14 protein-coding genes and 1 pseudogene are annotated in these 18,748 nt (G+C 71.9%); 10 read left to right on the forward strand and 5 right to left on the reverse strand.

Features of this window, described 5'->3' with window-relative positions; all coding sequences use genetic code 11:
• Positions 1–81 precede the first annotated feature (81 nt).
• The 4 genes and pseudogenes from ABZX79_RS01275 to ABZX79_RS01290 all read left to right on the forward strand — a co-directional run bounded on the left by ABZX79_RS01275 (position 82) and on the right by ABZX79_RS01290 (position 5,391).
• The gene (locus tag ABZX79_RS01275; RefSeq protein ID WP_355249788.1) at positions 82–2,226 is read left to right on the forward strand and encodes a DUF692 family multinuclear iron-containing protein; all 2,145 of its coding nucleotides are present in this window, start codon (positions 82–84) and stop codon (positions 2,224–2,226) included.
• Between the two features lie 7 nt (positions 2,227–2,233).
• Positions 2,234–3,253: a TIGR04222 domain-containing membrane protein gene (locus ABZX79_RS01280; protein WP_355249790.1), complete on the forward strand. Its 1,020-nt coding sequence runs from the start codon at positions 2,234–2,236 to the stop codon at positions 3,251–3,253.
• Positions 3,254–3,413: 160 nt separating this feature from the next.
• A pseudogene (locus ABZX79_RS01285) lies at positions 3,414–3,687 on the forward strand (hypothetical protein); the annotation flags it as partial.
• A 99-nt stretch (positions 3,688–3,786) separates the two neighbouring features.
• Positions 3,787–5,391, forward strand: coding sequence for an alpha/beta hydrolase (locus ABZX79_RS01290; protein WP_355250066.1), 1,605 nt, complete (start codon positions 3,787–3,789; stop codon positions 5,389–5,391).
• A gap of 30 nt (positions 5,392–5,421) precedes the next feature.
• Here ABZX79_RS01290 and hemQ read toward each other — a convergent pair whose 3' ends face one another.
• On the reverse strand, positions 5,422–6,153 hold the full coding sequence (gene hemQ / locus ABZX79_RS01295) for a hydrogen peroxide-dependent heme synthase (protein WP_214980210.1): 732 nt from the start codon (positions 6,151–6,153) through the stop codon (positions 5,422–5,424).
• Between the two features lie 4 nt (positions 6,154–6,157).
• Positions 6,158–7,585: a protoporphyrinogen oxidase gene (hemG, locus tag ABZX79_RS01300; protein WP_355249792.1), complete on the reverse strand. Its 1,428-nt coding sequence runs from the start codon at positions 7,583–7,585 to the stop codon at positions 6,158–6,160.
• Positions 7,586–7,712: 127 nt separating this feature from the next.
• Here hemG and ABZX79_RS01305 point away from each other — a divergent pair, with 127 nt between their 5' ends.
• Both ABZX79_RS01305 and ABZX79_RS01310 read left to right on the forward strand, forming a co-directional pair.
• Positions 7,713–8,696, forward strand: coding sequence for a DUF4349 domain-containing protein (locus ABZX79_RS01305; RefSeq protein ID WP_355249794.1), 984 nt, complete (start codon positions 7,713–7,715; stop codon positions 8,694–8,696).
• A 69-nt stretch (positions 8,697–8,765) separates the two neighbouring features.
• A complete protein-coding gene (locus ABZX79_RS01310; RefSeq protein WP_355249796.1) occupies positions 8,766–10,148 on the forward strand; it encodes an FAD-dependent oxidoreductase in 1,383 nt (460 codons plus the stop codon).
• Between the two features lie 193 nt (positions 10,149–10,341).
• On the opposite strand, the gene hemE is transcribed toward ABZX79_RS01310, so the two are convergent.
• Positions 10,342–11,415, reverse strand: a complete 1,074-nt coding sequence (gene hemE, locus ABZX79_RS01315) for a uroporphyrinogen decarboxylase (RefSeq protein ID WP_355249798.1) — start codon at positions 11,413–11,415, stop codon at positions 10,342–10,344.
• Between the two features lie 90 nt (positions 11,416–11,505).
• Here hemE and ABZX79_RS01320 point away from each other — a divergent pair, with 90 nt between their 5' ends.
• Both ABZX79_RS01320 and ABZX79_RS01325 read left to right on the forward strand, forming a co-directional pair.
• On the forward strand, positions 11,506–12,195 hold the full coding sequence (locus ABZX79_RS01320) for a DUF3000 domain-containing protein (protein WP_355249800.1): 690 nt from the start codon (positions 11,506–11,508) through the stop codon (positions 12,193–12,195).
• A 231-nt stretch (positions 12,196–12,426) separates the two neighbouring features.
• Positions 12,427–13,089 (forward strand): response regulator transcription factor, encoded by a 663-nt coding sequence (locus ABZX79_RS01325; RefSeq protein ID WP_028813689.1) that lies wholly within the window; start codon positions 12,427–12,429, stop codon positions 13,087–13,089.
• Between the two features lie 77 nt (positions 13,090–13,166).
• Here the strand turns inward: ABZX79_RS01325 and ABZX79_RS01330 are convergent, their stop codons facing one another.
• A complete protein-coding gene (locus tag ABZX79_RS01330) occupies positions 13,167–13,406 on the reverse strand; it encodes a hypothetical protein (RefSeq protein WP_355249802.1) in 240 nt (79 codons plus the stop codon).
• A gap of 169 nt (positions 13,407–13,575) precedes the next feature.
• Between ABZX79_RS01330 and ABZX79_RS01335 the strand changes: the two genes are divergently transcribed.
• Together ABZX79_RS01335 and ABZX79_RS01340 are read left to right on the forward strand one after the other, a co-directional pair.
• The gene (locus ABZX79_RS01335) at positions 13,576–14,856 is read left to right on the forward strand and encodes a ribonuclease D (protein WP_355249804.1); all 1,281 of its coding nucleotides are present in this window, start codon (positions 13,576–13,578) and stop codon (positions 14,854–14,856) included.
• A gap of 327 nt (positions 14,857–15,183) precedes the next feature.
• Positions 15,184–17,568: a tetratricopeptide repeat protein gene (locus tag ABZX79_RS01340; RefSeq protein ID WP_355249806.1), complete on the forward strand. Its 2,385-nt coding sequence runs from the start codon at positions 15,184–15,186 to the stop codon at positions 17,566–17,568.
• Positions 17,569–17,642: 74 nt separating this feature from the next.
• Here the strand turns inward: ABZX79_RS01340 and aroB are convergent, their stop codons facing one another.
• Entirely contained in the window at positions 17,643–18,746 is a 1,104-nt protein-coding gene (gene aroB / locus ABZX79_RS01345) for a 3-dehydroquinate synthase (RefSeq protein ID WP_355249808.1), read from the reverse strand.
• Positions 18,747–18,748 lie beyond the last annotated feature (2 nt).

An 18,748-nucleotide genomic window follows, 5' to 3' on the forward strand; every position in this document is an offset into this window, starting at 1 on the left:
AACCTCTGAACGTCCCCTCCTCTGGATTCGGCGCCGCGCGCCGGGGCCATTACCCCTGCACGAAGCAGAGGAGGGGGACTCATGGAGCGTCTTGGACGTCTCGGTACGGGGATCGGCTGGCGGCCGGAGACTGCCGACGCGGTGGAGGGGCTGCCGGGGATCGACTGGGTGGAGGCGGTGGCGGAAAACCTCTGCCCCGGCCACCTCCCCGGCTCCATCCTCCGGCTGCGCGCCCGCGGTACGACGGTGATCCCGCACGGCGTCTCGCTGGGCCTGGGCGGCGCGGACCGCCCGGACGCGGCCCGCCTGGCGGACCTGGCGGCGACGGCCGAGGCGCTGGGCGCCCCACTCGTCACGGAGCACATCGCGTTCGTACGGGCGGGAGGCCTCCTCACGGCAAGCCCGCGTCTGGAGGCCGGCCACCTCCTCCCGGTCCCCCGCACCTGGGACGCGCTCGACGTCCTCTGCGAGAACGTCCGCATCGCGCAGGACTCCCTGCCGGTGCCGCTGGCGCTGGAGAACATCGCGGCGCTGATCAACTGGCCGGACGAGGACATGACGGAAGGCCAGTTCCTGGCCGAGCTGGTGGACCGCACCGGCGTCCGCCTCCTGATAGACGTGGCCAACCTCCACACCAACCACGTGAACCGGGGCGAGGACCCTTCGGCGGCCCTCGACGAGCTTCCGGTGGAGGCGATCGCGTACGTCCACGTGGCGGGCGGCGTCGAGAAGGACGGCGTGTGGCACGACACGCACGCCCACCCGGTGACCCGGCCGATCCTCGACATCCTGGCGGACCTCCGCTCCCGCACGGACCCTCCGGGCGTCCTGCTGGAACGCGACGACAACTTCCCCTCCACGGAGGCCTTGGCGGCCGAACTCACCCAAATACGCGAAGCCCTGACACCCCCGGCACCGCCCGTCGGCGAACACGCCAAAGCACGCCCCCTCGCGGGGCCGAAAGCTCCCTCCACTTCGCTCCGCGACGCAGCCAACGCCACGGCGGGGCCGAAGGCGCGCGCCGCTACCCTGCGCGGCGAAGCCGACGTCACCGCGCAACCCGAGGCCAACACCACTCCGCTGCGCGGCGAAGCCCGCCTCACGGCGGGGCCGAAGGCTCCCGCCGCCCCCCTGCACGGCGAAGCCCGTGCCACTGCGGGGCCGAAGGCGCCCGCCGCTTCCCTGCGCGGCGGAGCCGGCGCCGCTACAGGGCCGGACACTCCCCCCACTTCGCCCCGCGACGCAGCCAACGCCACGGCACGGCCGAAAGCGCCCGCCACCTCCCTGCACGACGCAGCCAGCCGCGGTGGAGGGCTGAGGACCAGCACCCCCACATCCCTGCACAGCCAAGCCCGCCCCACGGCGGGACCGAAGGCGCCCGCCGCCCCCCTGCACGACGAAGCCGGCGCCGCTACAGGGCCGGATACTCCCCCCACTTCGCCCCGCGACGCAGCCAACGCCACGGCACGGCCGAAGGCTCCCGCCACCTCCCTGCACGACGCAGCCAGCCGCGGTGGAGGGCTGAGGACCAGCACCCCCACATCCCTGCACAGCCAAGCCCGCCCCACGGCGGGACCGAAGGCGCCCGCCGCCCCCCTGCACGACGAAGCCCGTGCCGCTGCGCGGCCGAAGGCTCCCGCCGCTTCCCTGCGCGGCGGAGCCGGCGTCGTCGCGCAAGCTGAGGCCAACGCCACTCCGCTGCGTGGCGACGCTTGCGGGGGCAGGGGGCTGGGGGGCAGCCCCCAGTTTGGGGAAGGGGCGGGGTGGGGGAACGGCTCGCTTACCGAAGCGCCGCCGCGTCGGGATCCGGAGCTCACCGGGGCCCGTACGCGCCTCGCGCTCGCGCAGGCCTCGCTTCTTTCCGCTCTCGTCGCCGGGACCCCCGTCCCCGCCGGTTTCGACTCCGCGCGTCTGCGCGTCCAGAGCCGTGCGCTCGCCGGGAAGCGGGCCGACGTCGTGGCCAAGGTCGCCCCGGAGCTCCCGGACATCCTTGGGGCCGCCTACCGCGCCGCATTCCTCGCGTACGCCAAATCCCGCCCCATGGCCGCGGGTTACCGCCGCGACGCGCTCGACTTCGCCGAGCATCTGCTGGCCACCGGCCGGCCCGGGGACGAGGCCGCCCGCAAGCAGCTGACCCACTGGTGGCAGGACCGCGCGGCCCCGCGCCCTCCCAGCCGTACGACCCGATTCGTCCGTGCGGCGCGTGCCGCACTCGTCCGGAAGTGACGCGCCGATGACCATAACCGTCCTCGCCCTGCTGATCACGCTCGCCGTGGTCGCGGCATCCATCGCCCTGACCCGGGGCGTCTCCGCCCTCCGCCGCGGCTCCGGCAACGGATCCTCCCAGGCCCACGACCTCATGGAGATCGCGTTCCTGAACGGCGGCCCCTCCAGGACCGTGGACACCGCACTCGCCACGATGTACTCCGACGGCCGCCTCGCGATCGGCGGCCCCGGCGTCGTCTCGGCGCAGAGCACCGTCGCCCACGACCCGGTGGAGCGCGCCGTGTACGCCGAACTCGCCGCCGCCCCCAACGGCGCGCTGCACACCCTGCGGCACGCCGTGATGCGCAGCGCGGCGGTTCAGGAGATCGGTGACCACCTCGCGTTCCGCGGCCTGATGGTGCCGCCCCAGGCCGGCCGCAAGCTGCGCACCGGCAGCACCGTCCTCCTGCTGGTCTGCGTCCTCGGGCTGCCCGCTTCCATCGCGGCGTCGGTCGCGATGACCTTCGCGGGGCACTCCGCCGTCCCGTTCATCAGCATGGTGCTGCCCGCCATGATCCTCGGGATCGTGTGCGGCGCCGTCAACGCGAGCAGGGCGGCCGCCCGGGTCACCCCGGCGGGCCGGGCGGCAGCCGCGGCGTACGCCTTCTCGCACGTGGACCGGCCCGGCCCGGGCCACCTCGTCGCGGTGCACGGCCTGCGGGCGCTGCCCGACCCCGTGCTCCAGGACCAGCTGCGCACGGCGGCGCGGCTGACACCGGGTCGCAACCGCACGGCTTCCCGTACGCCGTCGCCGGACAGCGGCAACAACAACACCACCTACGCGGCCGCCGCGATGGTCTGGTGCGCCGGCTCCGCCTCCGGCCATTCGAGCTGCGGCAGCAGCTCGGGCGACGCGGGCTCCGGGTCGGGCGGTTCGGGCGGTTCGAGCTGCTCCGGCGGCAGCGGCGGCGGTGGTGGTGGTTCCAGCTGCAGTTCGAGCTCCGGATCGAGTTGCAGCTCCGGCTCCAGCTGCGGCAGCAGCTCCTGACCGGCGCACCCCCGCACATGCCCCGCCGTACACCCCAACGTACCGAATGCCAACCGCAGTTGGCGGACGAAGCGACCCACTTCTTCCAACAGTCCACAGGATCACGGAGAAGCGCACTAACGTGCGGCGGGGCACCAGGAGGGGCTCGCCACCCGGTGGGGGCCCGCTCTCGGCCGCCGACCGCGATCTCGTCGTACGCGTAAGACTCGCCGGTGGGAACTCCCCGCAGCCAACAGGCCATGGAGCGGGCGCCCACCCGCGCCGTCGAGGAGGCCGGCGCGCATCTCGTGGAGGGCCATGCGTTCCTCGACGCGCGCGTACGCGAGGTCGCGGCCGGACCGGCGTACGAGACCACATTCGCGAACATCCTGCGCGCCGCCCACGGCAAGGTCCTCGCCCGCATCGCCGAGGTGCGCCACACCACCCGCAACACTCATCGGGGTCATTGACCCCGACACGCCCACCGGTGCTTTACTTCGCCAACTCCCCCACCAAGTATCCCTTTTGTCATGCATCAGTACGAAGGGAACGCGATGAGAGCACTGGCGATGTACGGGACCCTGGCATCCCTCGGCTCCCTGGTCCTGACCGCCCTCGTCGCCGCCCCCGCCGGCAGCGCCGAATCCACCGCCTCCCCCGAGGCCCGCGGGACCGCCTCGGCCGCCCACCGTGCGGCCGCCGCCGGCATCACCTTCACCGCCTGCCCCACGTCCGAGGGCCTGCCCGGACACGTCAAGTGCGGCACCGTCAAGGTCCCCCTCGACTACGCCGACCCCGACGGCCGCCAGATCTCACTGACCGTCAGCCGCGCCCGGGCGACCGGAAAGCCCGCCGCACGCCAGGGCGCGCTCGTCTACAACCCCGGCGGCCCCGGCGCCTCCAGCATGTTCTTCCCGATGGCGGGCGTACTGCCCGAGTGGAAGCGGCTCGGCTCGGCGTACGACCTCGTCGGCTACGCCCCGCGCGGCGTCGGCCGCTCGGCCCGGCTGTCCTGCCAGAAGCCGGAGGAGTACGTCAAGGCTCCCAGCGATGCCCCGACGCACCCTTCCTACGCGTACAAGCAGGAGCGGATCGCCCAGGCCCGGGCGTACGCCGACGGCTGTGCCCGCAAGGCGGGCAGCGCGCTGCGCCACTACACGTCGCTCAACAACGCCCGCGACCTGGACGTGCTGCGGGCGGCGCTGGGCGAGAAGAGGCTGACCTTCATGGGCGCGTCGTACGGCACCTACTTCGGCGCGCTGTACGCGACGCTCTTCCCGTCCCACGTACGCCGCATGGTCTTCGACTCGGCGGTCAATCCCGACCCCGAGCAGATCTGGTACCGCAACAACCTCGACCAGTCGCTCGCCTTCGAGGGGCGCTGGCACGACTTCCGTACCTGGATCGCCAAGCACGACAAGACGTACCACCTGGGCACCACGCCCGACGAGGTCCTCGCCAGCTACGAGAAGGTCCGCGCCGGGCTCTCCCGGAAGCCGGCCGGCGGCAAGGTGGGCCCAGGACAGCTTCAGTCGGCGCTGCTGAGCGCCGGCTACTACGACGACTACTGGGCGATGCGCGCGACGGCGCTCTCGGAGTACCTGAAGGGCAACCCGAAGCCGCTCATCGACCAGGCCTCGCCGAAGCCCGAGGCGATGCGCGACGACGAGAACAGCAAGGCCGTCTACACCGCCGTCGAGTGCAACGACGCTCCCTGGCCGACCGAGTGGTGGGTGTGGGACCGCGACAACAGCCTGCTCGCGGCGCGCGCGCCCTTCGAGACGTGGGACAACGCGTGGATGAACCTGCCGTGCGCGTACTGGAGCGCGCCGCGCCAGCAGCCGCTCGACGTCGGTACCGAGCCGGGTGAGCTGCCCCCGACGCTGATCCTGGCCGCCGAGCGGGACGCGGCGACGCCGTACCCGGGTGCGCTGGAGCTTCAGCGGCGGCTGGCTGGCTCCGTGCTGGTGACGGAGCGGGACGCGGGCACGCACGGCATCGGCGGCGGCGCGAACAAGTGCGTCAACGGTCACCTGGAGACGTATCTCCTGACCGGCCGGACGCCGGTGCGGCGCGCACAATGCGCGCCGCACCGGGAGCCGAACCCGGTGTCGCTGGACGAGCGGGCAGTGGCGAAGGAGCCGGCGCCCGCCGTCTGATCTTCCGGGTCGGGGGTGGTGGGCCGCCGCTCAGGCGAGGCCCGCCACCAGGTCTGCGACCGACTTGCGCCGGCCAGTGTAGAAAGGCACCTCTTCGCGTACGTACATGCGGGCCTCGGAAGCGCGCAGGTGACGCATCAGGTCGACGATGCGGTAGAGCTCGTCGGCCTCGAAGGCCAGCAGCCACTCGTAGTCGCCGAGCGAGAACGACGCGACCGTGTTGGCGCGTACGTCCGGGTAGCCGCGCGCCATCTTGCCGTGGTCGGCGAGCATGCGGCGACGGTCCTCGTCGGGCAGCAGGTACCAGTCGTACGAGCGCACGAAGGGGTACACGGAGACGTAGTCGCGCGGCGTCTCGTCGGCCAGGAAGGCCGGGATGTGCGACTTGTTGAACTCGGCGGGGCGGTGCAGCGCCATGTTCGACCACACCGGCTCCAGCGCGCGGCCCAGCTTCGTGCGGCGGAAGAGGTTGTACGCCTCCTGGAGCTGGTCCGCGGTCTCCGCGTGCCACCAGATCATGACGTCGGCGTCGGCGCGCAGCCCCGACACGTCGTACGTGCCGCGCACGGTGACGTCCTTCGCGGCGAGCTGGTCGAACAGCTCCTGCACCTCGTCCGCGAAGCCGGCGCGGTCCTCAGGGAGGACATCGCGCAGCTTGAAGACGGACCACAGGGTGTAGCGGATGACGTCGTTGAGGTCCTTGGCCTTCTTGCCGGCGTTCGGGCCTCGGGGGGATGTCACAGTCTCCGGAGCATCAGTCATGTCCCTATTCTCCCGCCTCGTGATCCGTGCCCCGCGCCGGGTCCGGGGTGAGCATGATCTCGTCGGCGGCGCGCCATCCGCTCGCGACGCACGCGGGGATGCCGACACCGTCGTACGCCGCCCCGCAGACCCGCAGTCCGGGCAGCTTGGCGACCTCGCCGCGCACGCGCGCGACCCGGTCCGGGTGGCCGACGGGGTACTGCGGCAGGCCGCCGATCCAGCGGGTGACCTCGGTGGCCACGGGCCGGGCGGCGAGCCCGGTGGCCGCCCGGAGATCCCGCAGGGACACCTCCACCAGCTCGTCGTCCTCGCGGTGCAGGTGCTCTTCCTCGCCGTACCGCCCGATGGAGGTACGCAGCAGGAAAAGATCCGGAGCGGCGGCGTCCACCCACCCCCACTTGCGCGTCGAGAAGGTCGACGCCTTGATGGTCCGCCCGTCCACGGGCGGCACCAGGAACCCCGAGCCTTCAGGCAGCGACTGGGCGTCCCGGCGGCGGAAGGCCATGGTCACGAGCGCCATCGACGCGTACTCGACGGCGGCCAGCTCGGCGGCCGCGGCCGGCGACTCGGCGGCGAGCAGCGCCGAGGCGGCCCAGGCGGGGGCCGCGAGGACGACGGAGTCGGCCGCGATCACCCGCTCGTCGGTACGCACCTGCCAGCCGCCGGCGCCGCGCGTCAGCCCGATCACCGGGGTGCGGAGCAGGACCTCACCGCCCTTGACCCGCACGGCGTCGGCGACGGCGTCCGGCAGGGTGCCGATGCCCCCCTCGATCCCCATGAAGACGGGACCGGTCTGCTGCTTCTCGGCGGCCCTGCGCTGGATTTCCCTCACTCCGTCGAGGAGCGAGTCGTACGTCCGAGCCGCCTCGAAGAGCTGCGGTACGGCGGCCCGCATCGACGTCCGGTACACATCACCGGCGTACACGCCGCCCAGCAGCGGTTCCACCAGCCGGTCGACGACCTCGCGGCCGAGGCGGGCCGCGACGTACTCACCGATCGCGATGTCGTCGCCGACCTCGGTACGCGCCAGCTCGTGGTCCTGCCGCATGCGCGCGAGGCCGTCGGCGGAGAGGACGCCGCCGAGCACCGCCGGGTCGCTGGGTACGCCCATCACGTGGCCCATGGGCATCGGCGTCAGCACGCCCCGGTTCCACAGCGACGCGGTGGCGGTGGCGGGCGGCTGGAGCCGGTCGCCGAGCCCCACCTCGCGCGCCAGGGCGACGGCCTCGGGCCGCCGGGCGAGCATCGATTCGGCGCCCAGATCGACGGGCGCGCCCGCGATCTCGCCCACCAGGAGCTTGCCGCCGAGCTTGTCCGTCGCCTCCAGCAGGGTGACGCGCGCACCGGCGCGGACGAGCCGGTGCGCGGCGGCGAGTCCGGAGATGCCGCCGCCGATGACGACGACATGACCCGTACGAGATTCCACGTTCATGGGTCCACTCTCTCAAATCCGGAAAGAGTCCTGACCGTGACCGCTTCGGGACCGTAAAACGGCAACCCTCTCCCCCGCCCCGCACGTCGAACCGGCAACACTCACCACGACGTTCGGGGGAGCCGACATGCGTGCAGCACGTAAGTCCGGGCACCGTTCCACCAAGGTCCTCGCGGCCGCTCTGCTCACCGCCTCGCTCGCGATCGGCGGATGCGGCGCGAGCGACACCGGGGCCACCAGCGACAGCGCCCAGGGCGCGGCGGCCGACTCCAAAGGCGGAGGGCAGGCGGAGAGGGCGCCCGGCAGCGTCGCCGACGCCGATTCGGGGAGCGGGGCGCGGAAACCCGCCGATTCGGCCGGGGCGAAGAAGCCACCGCTCACCAAGACCCACGTCATCCGTACCGCGACGCTCAGCGTCGAGGTCGACAACGCCACGAAGGCGCTCGCCACGGCCCGCACGGTGGCTGAGAACGCCGGGGGCATCGTCGGTAACGAGACCACCGAGCTGATCGACGACAGCCATGTCTACTCCCGCATCGTGCTGCGCGTCCCGCAGGAGGAGTACGACGCCGTGCTGAAGGAGCTCGCCGGCACCGGCAAGCTCCTGGACCGCAAGGCCGACGCCAAGGACGTCACCGACCAGGTGGTGGACGTCGACAGCCGCATCAAGTCGCAGCGGACCAGCGTCGCGCGGGTGCGGGACATGATGGACCGGGCCACCAAGATCAGCGATGTGGTCATGCTGGAAGGCGAGCTGAGTACCCGTCAGACGGAGCTGGAAGCCCTTCTCGCGCGGCAGGCGTCGCTGAAGGACCGTACGACCATGGCGACCATCACCCTCGCACTCTCCGAGCCCGAGGCGAGGGAGAGCGCCAAGGAGGACGACGAACCCGGTTTCCTGGACGCGCTTGGGGGCGGCTGGGACGCGTTCGTCACCACGCTGAAGTGGGTCGCGATGGCGCTCGGCGCGGTCGCGCCGTTCGCTGCGGCGATCGCGCTGCTGTACGTCCTGTGGCGGCTGCTGCGCGGCCGCCTGCCGCAGCGCCCGGCACAGGCGCTCGCGGCGCCGGCTGTCCCGCACCCGGCGGAGCAGCCGGAAGAAGCGAAGTAACCGACGTAGCGTGTCCTTCAGTTGTACGGACGTACGGATGTACGGATGCACGGGCTGAGAGGACACGCCATGGCAGCGGCGGAACGACTGGTGGTCATCGGCGGCGATGCGGCGGGCATGTCCGCCGCATCGCAGGCCCGGCGGCACAAGGGCCCGGACGAGCTGGAAATCGTCGCGTTCGAGCGCGGTCACTTCACGTCGTACTCGGCCTGCGGCATCCCGTACTGGGTCGGCGGAGCCGTCTCGGAGCGGGACGAACTCATCGCCCGTACGCCCGAGGAGCACCGCGCTCGCGACATCGGCCTGCGGGTCCGCACCGAGGTCACCGAGATCGACGTGGCGGGCGGCCGGGTCCGCGCCCGCGACCTCGAATCGGGCGCCGAGTCGTGGACCGGCTTCGACAAACTGGTCGTGGCGACCGGCGCCCGGCCGGTACGCCCGGCGCTGCCGGGGATGGACGCGCCGGGGGTGCACGGCGTACAGACCCTCGACGACGGCCAGGCGCTGATCGACACGCTGGAGCGGACGAAGGGGCGGCGGGCGGTCGTCGTCGGGGCGGGCTACATCGGCGTGGAGATGGCGGAGGCGCTGGTCGGTCGCGGGTACGAGGTGACCGTCCTGAACCGGGGCGAGCAGCCGATGGCGACGCTGGACCCGGACATGGGCCGCCTGGTGCACGAGGCGATGAACGGCATGGGCATCAGGACCGTCTCCGGAGCCGAGGTCACCAAGATCCTCACGGGCGACGACGGCCGTGTCCGGGCGGTGACCACGGACGACGACACCTACCCGGCGGACGTGGTCGTCCTCGGCATCGGCGTCGAACCGGAGACGACCCTCGCACGGGCCGCGGGCCTGCCGGTCGGGTCGTACGGCGGCCTGGTCACCGACCTGTCGATGCGCGTCGTCGGCCACGACAACATCTGGGCGGGCGGCGACTGCGTCGAGGTGCTCGACCTCGTCTCGGGCCGCCGGCGCCACATCGCGCTGGGCACGCACGCGAACAAGCACGGGCAGGTGATCGGTTCGAACGTCGGAGGCGGCTACGCGACGTTCCCGGGTGTCGTCGGTACGGCGGTCAGCAAGGTGTGCGACCTGGAGATCGCGCGGACGGGGCTGCGGGAGAAGGACGCGCGGGCGGAGGGCCTGCAGTTCGTGACGGCGACGATCGAGTCGACGAGCCGGGCGGGCTACTACCCCGGGGCGTCGCCGATGACGGTGAAGATGACGGCGGAGCGTCGTACGGGCCGGCTGCTCGGCGTCCAGATCGTGGGCCGGGAGGGGGCGGGCAAGCGGGTCGACATCGCGGCGGTGGCTCTCCACGCCCGCATGACGGTGGAACAGATGACGGCGCTGGACCTGGGCTACGCGCCGCCGTTCTCCCCGGTGTGGGATCCGGTGCTGGTGGCGGCGCGCAAGGCGGTGGCGGCGGTGCGGGCGGGGGGTGCGTAGGGCTGAGCCCCTGCGGGGTGCTTGTTCCCCACCCCGCCCCTTCCCGAACCGGGGGCAAGCCCCCGGGCCCCGGACGCCCTTCGGGCGTGTCCTCAAACGCCGGACGGGCTGAATGTGCCCGCTCAGGGGCAACTTTCAGCCCCTCCGGCGTTTGAGGAGCAGGGTCTGCGGCAGAGCCCCATGGCGCCAGCGGCTAGCGCGCCGCCGTGCGTGTGTGGACGTACTCCGTCAGGCGGGTCAGTGCGTCCGGGTCGGTCGTCGGCAGGACACCATGACCCAGGTTGAAGATGTGGCCCTCAAGCCCCGCCGCCGCATCCAGCACCTCATCCGTCTTCGCCATGACCGCGTCCGGCGTCGAGAAGAGAACGGCAGGGTCGAGGTTGCCCTGAAGCGCCTTGCCGGGACCGACCCGCCGCGCCGCCTCGTCCATCGGCACGCGCCAGTCGACACCGACGACATCCGCGCCGGCCTCGCCCATCAGCCCGAGCAGCTCGCCCGTACCCACACCGAAGTGGATGCGCGGTACGCCGTACGACGCCACCGCGTCGAAGACCTTCGCGGAAGCCGGCATCACGGAGCGCGTGTAATCGGCGGGCGCGATCGCGCCGACCCAGGAGTCGAAGAGCTGCACGGCGGACACGCCGGCCTCGATCTGCACCTTCAGGAAGGCTCCGGTGATCTCCGCGAGCCGGTCCAGGAGATCCGCCCACAGCTGCGGGTCGCCGTACATCAGCGCCTTGGTGTGCTCGTGATTGCGCGAAGGACCGCCCTCTACGAGGTAACTCGCGAGAGTGAAAGGCGCGCCCGCGAATCCGATGAGCGGAGTGGACCCGAGCTCACCCGTGAGCATCCCGATCGCCTCGGTGACGTACGTGACGTCCTCCGGCGTGAGGTCCCGCAGCCGGGCCAGATCGGCCCGCGTGCGGATCGGCTCCGCGATGACCGGACCGACCCCGGGCTTGATGTCCAGGTCGATGCCGATCGCCTTCAGCGGCACCACGATGTCGCTGAAGAAGATCGCCGCGTCGACGCCGTGGCGGCGCACGGGCTGCAGCGTGATCTCGGTGACCAGCTCCGGCCGCATGCACGACTCGAGCATCGGGATGCCCTCGCGCACCTTCAGGTACTCGGGCAGGGAGCGTCCCGCCTGCCGCATGAACCAGACCGGCGTGTGCGGCACCGGCTCACGCCTGCACGCCTTGAGGAAGGCCGAATCGTACGTCTGGCTCTGCGGGCTGCCCTCGGGGCGGCGGTCATTGGCACTCACGCCCAAATCTTCGCACGCGGGCCGAAGCGGTTGTCGCGGGGCGGGTGTCCTTCCCTGCGCGAGGCTCACGTTCCGCCTACTCTTCCCCGCATGGCTCCGGCGCAGGGACGACTTTCGGATGATGCTGACGACAGGAGCGGCGCGGAGAACAACTCCGCCCCGCCCGCCTTCCGCCAGGCGGTCGAAGCCCTGTGCTCGGCGCGCCTGCGCCCCGAGGTGGAGGTGGACCCGACCCGCCCGCCACAGCGCCTCGCGCCGTACGCGTACGCGCTGGAGGCGGCGGTCGTACAGGGCGACGAGGATCTCGCGGACGGGCGGCTGGTGCTGCTGCACGACCCGGCGGGCCACGACGCCTGGCACGGCACCTTCCGGCTGGTGACGCTCGTACGGGCGGAACTGGAGCCGGAGATGGCGGCCGACCCGCTGCTTCCCGACGTGAGCTGGTCCTGGCTGACGGGCGCGCTGGAGGCGCGCGGTCTGTCGTACGCCGAGGCGAGCGGCACCGTGACCCGGGCCGGCTCGCACTACTTCGGCGGTCTGGCCGATCGCAGGCCCGCCACGCAGATCGAGATCAGGGCGTCGTGGACGCCCCGCGAGGGGCGCGGCGGGGTGCCGGACACGGCGGCGCATCTGGCGGCCTGGTGCGATCTGCTGGCGCAGATCGCCGGGCTGCCTCCGGCGGCCGGCCACGGGCCGGGTTCCGTCGACGCCGGCGCGGGTGCCGGCGCGGGTGCAGGTGTGGTGTCGCTGCCGCAGCGGCGGGGCCCGCAGGCGCCTTAGCAGGCGACGCGGGGGGCGCGCCGAGGAGGCGCGCCCTCTTTCGTGTGCCCGGCCCGGCAATTCTTCACATGATCGATCACGCGTCCGAATTGCCCGAATTGTTACTCACCAAATCGTGATCTTTCCCTAAAGGAGAGCGGCACTGCTGCCGAAGAGGTCAATGACCCTTCAGCACGGTTCCCCGGCTACTTCCCCGAGCCGGCGGATTCCGCCACTCCCCCAGGAGGCCTGGTGTCCGTTCTCCTCGAGCAGCCCGCAAGCCTGGTCGCCTACCGCCCAAACAAGCCGACGGCCATGGTCGTCGTGGCCGACCCACGCGTCCGCTCCACCGTCACCCGCCATCTGTGGGCCCTTGGAGTACGTGACGTCATCGAGGCGTCGTCCATCGCGGAGGCACGCCCCCGCGTCGGCAGCCCGCGCGACATCTGCGTTGCCGACGTCCACCTGCCCGACGGTTCCGGGCTGACCCTGCTGTCCGAAACCCGCGCCGCGGGCTGGCCCAACGGGCTCGCCCTCTCCGCCGCCGACGACATCGGCGCCGTACGCAATGCCCTCGCGGGCGGCGTCAAGGGATACGTCGTCACCGGTACGCGCAACAACATCGGGCACCCCACCCGCCCCGGCGCCGCCCCCATCGGCGCCGCGGCCGCACGAATGCACCGCCGCCCCCCGGGCGCCCCGAGCCACCCGGGCGGTTACCGCGAGCTCTCCGGCCGCGAGGTCGAGGTACTCAGGCTGGTCGCCGAAGGCCAGTCGAACAAGGCGATCGGCGTCTCCATGGGCCTCTCCGCCCTGACGGTCAAGAGCCACCTCGCCCGCATCGCGCGCAAGCTCGGAACGGGCGACCGTGCCGGGATGGTCGCGGTGGCCCTGCGCACCGGAATCATCCACTGACCGGTTTACACCCCTCCTGCGCCCGTCGACGGAACGTTCCGTCGACGGGCGCTGTCCATGCGCTCACCGGCTCGATGTCAGGCCCCGGGCTCACTGCCCTCGAAGCTCGGCTCGGGTCGCGCGGCGCCGCCCCACGTCGGCGGGGCGAGGCAGGCGCCGACCTCCAGCAGCCCGTCGACCAGGAACTCCGGTGGATGCTCACGCCTGATCTGGTCGACGGTCTGCTCATCGCCCGAGATCCTCGCGTTGAGCAGGAGCAAGGCCGTGTAGATGTGGTCTTCCCGGCGGCTCAGACCCGTGGGATGCATGCGCTTCATGACGATCATCCTCGTTGGCGGATACAGCTCCATTGTGGAACCGGGCGCCGGGAACGGCACATTCGGGCCACCCCCCGGCCGAGCCCGCCGAGGCTGGTTTCAGCAGGTCACCCGCAGTTTCGAGCACGAGTGCAGGTCAGGCGTTCGCTCGTACAGATACCCTTTACACGTGACCGACGCCCAAGAGACCGCAGCAGAGCCAGACCTGCGAAACCCCGGGGGCGGCCCCCCGGACGACGTCGAGACGGCGCCGATTCCCTTGTTGGAGCCTCGCGAAGGCATTCCGCCGGTGGTTGCCACGCAAGAAGCCCTCGATGAAGTCATCGCAGCATTCGCCCGTGGCACCGGGCCCGTGGCCGTCGACGCCGAGCGCGCGTCGGGATACCGGTACGGACAGCGGGCCTACCTCGTGCAGCTGCGCCGCGAAGGCGCGGGCAGCGCGCTGATCGATCCGGTCGGCTGCCCCGACCTGTCCGGCCTGGGCGAAGCCCTCGCCGGCAGCGAGTGGATCCTGCACGCCGCCACGCAGGATCTTCCGTGCCTGCGCGAAATAGGCATGATGCCCACGCGGCTCTTCGACACCGAGCTGGCCGGCCGCCTCGCGGGGTTCCCGCGCGTGGGGCTGGGCGCGATGGTCGAGTCCGTGCTCGGGTACGCCCTGGAGAAGGGCCACTCCGCCGTCGACTGGTCCACCCGCCCGCTGCCCGAGCCCTGGCTGCGCTACGCCGCACTCGACGTGGAGCTGCTCGTCGATCTGCGGGACGCGCTGGAGAAGGAGCTCGACCGGCAGGGGAAGCTGGACTGGGCCCGTCAGGAGTTCGACGCCATCGCGTCGGCCCCGCCCGCGCCGCCCCGCAAGGACCCGTGGCGCCGTACGTCGGGGATGCACAAGGTGCGCCGCCGCCGGCAGATGGCGATCGTGCGCGAGCTGTGGAACGCCCGGGACCGGATCGCCCAGCGGCGTGACGTGTCGCCCGGCAAGGTGCTCAGCGACACCGCGATCGTCGAGGCGGCGCTGGCCGTGCCGGCGAACGTACAGGCGCTGTCCGTACTGCCCGGTTTCGGCCACCGCATGGGACGCCGGCAGCTGGAGCAGTGGCAGGGAGTCGTCGACCGCGCCAAGGCGCTGCCGGACTCGGAGCTTCCGCAGCCCGGAGCGGCCGTGACCGGCCCGCCCCCGCCGCGTTCCTGGGCCGACAAGGACCCGGCGGCGGCAGCCCGCCTGTCGGCCGCGCGGGCGGCGGTCTCGGCGCTCGCCGAGGAGCTCAACATGCCCCAGGAGAACCTGATCACCCCGGACACGGTGCGCCGGGTCTGCTGGGAGCCGCCGAAGGACGCGACGCCGGAAGCGGTGGCGGCTTCGCTCGCGTCGTACGGCGCACGCCAGTGGCAGGTGGAGCAGGTGGCACCGCTGCTGACCAAGGCACTGGCCGTGACCGCGGCCACCTGATCACCGTCGTCTCCCTCCGCCGACCGGGCCCGTTGCCCGGTCGGCGGTCCGGTCTGGCTTGAAGCCAACGGTGTTGACAGCCGCCCGCGGTACGTTCGGCGATTGCGGGGGACTATCCAGGCATGAAGAGGCTCGGGGGGGCGCATGTCGGACGGAACACGCCCGGCAAGAGCCGACGGCGGCGCACCAACCACTCCTCCAGCGCCGGTTGCCCCTAGACGGCGGGCGCGCGGCCCTCTCACCGCGGGCGGCGCGGGGGCGCTGGCCGTGGCGGCCGGCGGCGTCGCAGCCCTGCCTGAAATGACCGCTACAGTGCAAATTGGCGCTTTGGCACTCGGGGCTCTGTGTGCCGGGGCGCTCACCTGGCTCCAGTACCGGACGGACCAGGACATCCCTCAGCCGGAAGGCCAGGCCATGGGCCAGAACACTGACGAGCCGACTGCGGAAGAGCTCATCTTCTCCGCGATGTTCCGGCTGCCGCCCCAGACCGGCACGTACGTCAACTGCGACGAAGTGCAGCGCACGTTACGCGACCTCATGTCGCGGGCCGCCGAATCCTCCGCCGACAACTGCGTGGTGTCCGCCATCACGGGGCAGGGCGGCATCGGCAAGACCGCACTGGCGGTGCGCGTCGCCCACAGCGTGCGCGATCTGTTTCCGGACGGACAGCTCTACGTCAACCTGCGCGGCTACGACTCCGGGCGGAGGAATCCGTACGAGGTGCTGGGCGACTTCCTCCGGGCCCTCGGCGTCGACGGCACGGCCATCCCCGCCGGCCTCGACCAGCGCACACTTCTCTACCAGTCACGCATGGAGAGCAAGCGCATGCTCGTCGTACTGGACAACGCCCGGGACGAGGCGCAGATCCGTCCGCTGCTGCCCGAGACGCCGCGTTGCCCGGTCATCATCACCAGCAGGACCCGGCTGATCAGTCTGACCGGCACGCACAGCTGCGACATGCAGCTCTTCGACGTCGACTCGTCCCTCGAACTGCTGCGCCGTGTCGTCGGCGCGGAACGGATCGACCAGGACGAGCAGGCGGCGCGGCGCATCGCGGAACTCTGCGACGGTCTGCCGCTCGCCGTGTGGATCGCGGCGGCCAAGTTGGCGGGACGCCCGCACTGGACACCCTCCATGCTCGCGGAGCGGCTGGAGGACGCCCGCCACAGGCTCAGCGAGCTGCATGTGGGAGATCTGGCGGTGCGCGCCACCTTCACGCTCAGCTACGCCGGGCTGTCCCCGGAGGCCCAGCGGCTGTTCCGGCTGCTTGCCGTGTGCCCGCCGACCGGTTTCCCGTTCTGGGTGGCGGGCGTGCTCACCGAAGAGGACTCCCTGGACGCGGCAGAGCTGCTGGAGACTCTGGTCGATGTCCATGTGCTGGAGGCGGGCGACAGCCCGGGTCCGACCGGACGCCCCCGCTATGTGTTCCACGACCTGCTGCGCGTGTACGGGCAGGAGCTGCTCAGTGACCAGGACAGTGCCGAAACCGCTGTCACGGCGCTCTCCCGGCTGGTCAGTACGTACACGGCGCTCGCCGAGCGGGCCTGCGCGACGCTCGGGTCGCCGATGGCGATGCCGCCGGACCCGGCGCCAGTCCTTCCACCGGCGGCCGTGGCCGAGATCGAGGCCGATCCACTGAGCTGGTTCGAAGCCGAACGCGCCACAATCGTCTCTTTGGTCGACGCGGCTCACCAGGCACGACTGGACAACGGCGCGTGGCGGCTGGCCTGCGCACTGCGGCACTACTTCGACCGGCGTGCCCGCTGGCAGGACTGGATCCGTACGCACGAGTGGGCACTGGCGTCGGCCGAGCGGGCGGGGGACGACGCGGGGCGGGCCATGGTGACGTGGGGGCTGGGTGTCGTCCACTGGTACAACGCCGACTGGAACCAGGCGATTGGCAGGCTCACCGAGGCCATCGAGCTGTTCCGCGGCACGGGCAACGTCGCCGGTGAGGCCCACGCCCACCGGAACCTGGGAGTCGTCCGGCGGGACCGCAGTCAGTGGCCGGAAGCGCAGGCCTCCTACCTCGCAGCCATCCGGCTCTTCGAGGAGGCCGACGACCCCGCCCACCGGGCCGTGACCTTGCGCAACCTGGGCGACGTACACCGGGACGCGAGCCGGTTCACCGAGGCTCACGCCCACTTCGACCGCGCGGCGGAGATCTACGCCGAGCATCCCGATGTCACAGCGCGGGCCTACCTGGACCGGAGCCGTGGCGACGCGCTGTGCGCTGAGGGGCGGTTCGACGAGGCGATGGCCCCGCTGCGCGCGGCACTTGAGGTTTTCGGACAAGTTGGAGACCGCCGCGCGGAGGCCCGAACCCTGCGCAACCTGGGCATAGTGCACGTGGAGCAGGCCCACAACGGTGAGGCCGAGGTCTATCTGGAGAAGAGCCTGGAGCTGTTCTCCGAGCTCGGCGATCTGCACGGGGAGTCCCGCACGCGCCTCTGCCTGGCCACCGTGTACCGACGCACGGGGCGCAGCAACGACGCGCTGCGCGCCGCGCTGGCCGCCCGTATCGTCTTCGCCGATCTCGAGGACAGGCTGTGGGAGGCAAAGTGCGCGGTGGAAGCCGGCGACGCGCTCCTGCTGAGCGGCGACCGGGCGGGCGCGGCCGAGCAGTGGCGGGCCGCCCTGGCCACCTTCGAGGAGATCGACGCCGCCGAGGCCTCGACCGCCCGGGAGCGGCTGGCGGAGCACGGCGACTGACAGCTCCCGGGAGAACGGTCTGCATGGCCCGTTCTCCCGGAAGAGCCGGACGACGGCAGCCCGGTCAGGTCGGGTCAGCGCAGGCTGTCCAGCAGTTCGTCGATGAGGTCGGCGGAGGGCTGGTCGACGAGGCGGGCGGCGCCGGGCTTGGAGCAGACGACGAAGCGCACCCCGTCCCTGGCCTTCTTGTCCCGGCGAAGGTACGACCACAACTCGGCCGTGGTCGCCTCGAGTCCGCCGGTCGGCAGGCCCAGCCCGGCGAGCAGAGCGACGGTGCGGTCCACGAGAGACGGTTCGGCCTCCCCCACGGCCACCGAGAGCCGTGCCGCGAAGACCATGCCGAGTGCCACCGCCTCCCCGTGCCGGTAGCGGGCGTATCCGCCGGCCGCCTCCACGGCGTGGCCGACCGTGTGACCGTAGTTGAGCAGCGCCCGTTCGCCGGCTTCCTTCTCGTCGGCGCTGACGACGCCGGCCTTGCAGCGGAGGCTGCGTACGACCAACTCGTCGATGACTCCCGGCGCCGCCGCGACCGCGTCGTCCGGTGACTCCTCCAGGAGGCTCAGCACCACGGGGTCGGCGATGAACCCGTATTTGGCCACTTCGCCGAGTCCCGCCCGGCGGTCGCGCTCTTCGAGCGTGCTCAGGGTGTCCAGGTCCACGACGACGGAGCGCGGCTGGTGGAAGGCGCCTACCAGGTTCTTGCCGCTGGGGAGATTGACCCCGGTCTTGCCGCCCACCGCCGAGTCCACCTGGGCCAGCAGCGTCGTGGGTACCTGCACGACCGCGACGCCACGGTGCCACGACGCGGCGGCGAAGCCCGCCATGTCACCCGTGACACCGCCGCCGACGGCAAACACAGCGTCGTCCCGGCCGAGTTCGAAGTCAGCGAACTCCTCGTAGAGGCCGGCGACTGTGGTGAGGTTCTTGGCCTGTTCGCCGTCGGGCACCTCGACGAGGCGGACGTGCAGGCCGGCCGCGCTCAGCGCGTCGACGACCCGGGGGGCGTAGAGCTTCGCCGGCACTCCGGAGGCGATGACGACGACGCGCCGGGTGTGCGGGGCGAGCCCCGCGTACCGCACGACGTCGTCCAGGAGACCCCGGCCGATGACGATGTCGTACGAGCCTCCCGGAGTAATGACGGGCACACGGACAGGATTCACAGCGGGCATCTGAGGCATAC

Origin of the sequence: Streptomyces sp. NPDC002994, assembly GCF_040611155.1 — a bacterium.
In the GTDB taxonomy this organism is placed as follows: domain Bacteria; phylum Actinomycetota; class Actinomycetes; order Streptomycetales; family Streptomycetaceae; genus Streptomyces.